The 2,702-nt window shown below is 71.9% G+C and carries 4 protein-coding genes; 3 read left to right on the top strand and 1 reads right to left on the bottom strand.

The features are described from left to right. Nucleotides 1-134: 134 nt before the first annotated feature. Entirely contained in the window at nucleotides 135-773 is a 639-nt protein-coding gene (locus CA983_RS42530; RefSeq protein WP_086605976.1) for a TetR family transcriptional regulator, read from the bottom strand. Between the two features lie 116 nt (nucleotides 774-889). Here CA983_RS42530 and CA983_RS42535 point away from each other — a divergent pair, with 116 nt between their 5' ends. The 3 genes from CA983_RS42535 to CA983_RS42545 all read left to right on the top strand — a co-directional run bounded on the left by CA983_RS42535 (nucleotide 890) and on the right by CA983_RS42545 (nucleotide 2,697). Beyond that, nucleotides 890-1,057, top strand: a complete 168-nt coding sequence (locus CA983_RS42535) for a hypothetical protein (protein ID WP_086605977.1) — start codon at nucleotides 890-892, stop codon at nucleotides 1,055-1,057. Nucleotides 1,058-1,110: 53 nt separating this feature from the next. Continuing rightward, nucleotides 1,111-1,377, top strand: a complete 267-nt coding sequence (locus CA983_RS42540) for a DUF4190 domain-containing protein (protein WP_086605978.1) — start codon at nucleotides 1,111-1,113, stop codon at nucleotides 1,375-1,377. A 150-nt stretch (nucleotides 1,378-1,527) separates the two neighbouring features. Next, nucleotides 1,528-2,697, top strand: coding sequence for a cysteine desulfurase family protein (locus CA983_RS42545; protein WP_086605979.1), 1,170 nt, complete (start codon nucleotides 1,528-1,530; stop codon nucleotides 2,695-2,697). Nucleotides 2,698-2,702: the final 5 nt, after the last annotated feature.

Here is a 2,702-nt window from a genome sequence, read left to right on the forward strand (position 1 = left end):
GGCCGCGGGCGGGCAGGGGCAGCAGGCCGAGTAGGCGTACGCGAACGGGCCCGGGCAGGTCCGGGACACGACAGGGGCGGCGTGCTCGGCGAACGGGCGTGCCGCCCCTGTCGTCGTTCCTGCCGTACGGTCGGTCAGTCCAGCCAGTGATGGCGGCCCAGGCCGATCAGCCGCATCTGCCGGGTGGCCACCTGCGCGACGTGCCGGGTCCGCTCCTCGCGCTCCTGCTCCGGCCCCTCCAGTGCCTCCAGGAAGAGCGACGCGGTGATCAGCATCTGGTCGACGTAGAGATGCGCGAGCATCAGCAGGTCGTCCTCGGTCCAGCCCGCGGAGACCGGGTCCTTGGCCAGTTCGTCCTTGACCTCCAGGGCGAACCGGGCCAGTTGGTCCCGTATGGCCTCCCGTACCGGCTGGACTCCGCCATGTCGCTCACGGGCGATGAATCGGACATGTGCGGGGTACCCGTCGACATGACGGGCGATCAGCTCGATGGTGCGCGTGATGCGTTCCTCGCTGTCACCCGTCGTGGACACCGTCGTCCGGATCATCGGGTGCAGGCTGCCCAGCGCCTCCTCGACCAGGGCCACGCCCAGATCCGCCGTGGAGCGGAAGTGGCGGTAGAAGGCCGTCGGGGCGACACCGACGGCGCGGGTGACCTCGCGCAGCCCCAGGCTGCTCAGACTCTGCTCCTCCAGCAGCCCGAGGGCCGCGTCCAGGAGCGCCTGCCGGGTCTTCTGCTTCTGGGCCTGCCGGATGCCGAGGGTGTGACTCATACCATGCAGTTAACAACTGTTCTCTGTAATTGAAAAGCCATGAGGCGCGCTAGACTGGGAAGTCAGTGAACAAGTGTAACTACAAGCGTTCACCGAAACTCTGGGGGTTGTTTCCCGTGCTGTTCATCGTCGCCGCACTCCTGCTGCTGGGTGCCGTGCTGGGCACCGTGGCCCACGCGCCGCTCAGCTTCTCCGTCGCGGCGGGTGCCGTCATCGCCGTCTGGCTCGGCATCTTCGCGCTCCGCGAGCGCCACGGCCGCCGGCGCCACACCCAGGCCCACTGACCGCCGTACGCGCTCGCCGACCGCAACCGACCCGACACCGGGAGTCGATCACCATGCAGCTCACCGCTCCGGCCAGGCGCCGTACCGGTATCCGCGACACCGACGGCATGGCCGTCGCGTCCTTCGTGCTGGGCCTGCTCGGCCTCCTCGTCCTGAACGTCTTCCTCGGCCCGATCGCCATCGTGCTGGCGAGCCTTGCCCTGTGGCGCGGCACCCAGCGCCGCGGCCGCGCGTTCCTGGGCCTGGGCCTCGGTATCGCCGACCTGGTGGTCCTCGTGGCGTTCATGCAGGCAGACAGCACGATCTCGTGGAGCTTCTGAGCCGTCCTCGGACAGTCGCCCGCCGGCAAGCCGCGGCGGCCCGGGGACGACGGGTCGCGGCCGCGCGCCGAAAGCGGTTCACTTCCCGTCCGGCTTCGGCCAACCTTGATCTGAGGACGGTCGCGGGAGAGCCGTAGAATCGGGCTCACCATGGCTTACCTCGACCACGCCGCGACCACCCCGATGCTCCCGGAGGCGGCAGAGGCGCTCACCGCCCACCTGGGTGCCACCGGCAACGCGTCCTCCCTCCACGCATCCGGCCGGCAGGCCCGCCGCACCGTCGAGGAGGCCCGCGAGACCCTCGCCGAAGCCCTCGGCGCCCGCCCCAGCGAGGTCGTCTTCACCTCGGGCGGCACGGAGGCCGACAACCTCGCCGTCAAGGGCCTTTACTGGTCACGCCGTGACGCCGACCCGGCCCGCACCCGTGTCCTCGCCAGCCCCGTCGAGCACCACGCCGTCCTCGACGCCGTGCACTGGCTCGGCGAGCACGAGGGCGCCACCATCGAGTACCTGCCGGTCGACGCCCACGGCCGCGTCCACCCGGACGCCCTGCGCGAGGCGATCGCCCGCAACCCCGACGACGTGGCCCTCGCCACCGTCATGTGGGCGAACAACGAGATCGGGACGATTCTGCCGATCCGCGAACTCGCCGACGTGGCCGCCGAGTTCGGTGTCCCCCTGCACTCGGACGCCGTCCAGGCCTTCGGCCAGATCCCGGTGGACTTCGCCGCCTCCGGCCTCGCCGCGATGACGGTGTCGGGCCACAAGATCGGCGGGCCGTACGGCATCGGCGCGCTCATCCTCGGCCGTGAGCACGCCCCCGTACCCGTCCTGCACGGCGGCGGCCAGGAACGCCACGTCCGCTCCGGCACCCTCGACGTGCCCGCCATCGCCTCCTTCGCGGTCGCCGGGCGGCTGGCCGCCGAGCAGCGCGAGTGGTTCGCCCGCGAGATCGGCGCCCTGCGCGACGCCCTCGTCACCGCCGTCCGTTCGGCCGTCCCGGACGCGATCCTCGGCGGCGACCCGGACCCGGAGGGCCGCCTCCCGGCCAACGCGCACTTCACGTTCCCCGGCTGCGAGGGCGACTCCCTGCTGCTCCTGCTCGACGCCCAGGGCATCGAGTGCTCCACCGGCTCCGCCTGCACCGCCGGCGTCGCCCAGCCCAGCCACGTCCTCCTCGCCACCGGCACCGACCCCGACCTGGCCCGCGGCACCCTCCGCTTCTCCCTCGGCCACACCTCCACAGAGGCCGACATCGAGGCCCTGGCGAAGGCCATCGGGCCGGCGGTGGAGCGGGCGCGGGCGGCGGGGCTGACGTAGGACAG

Source organism: Streptomyces swartbergensis (assembly GCF_002148965.1).
GTDB lineage: Bacteria > Actinomycetota > Actinomycetes > Streptomycetales > Streptomycetaceae > Streptomyces > Streptomyces swartbergensis.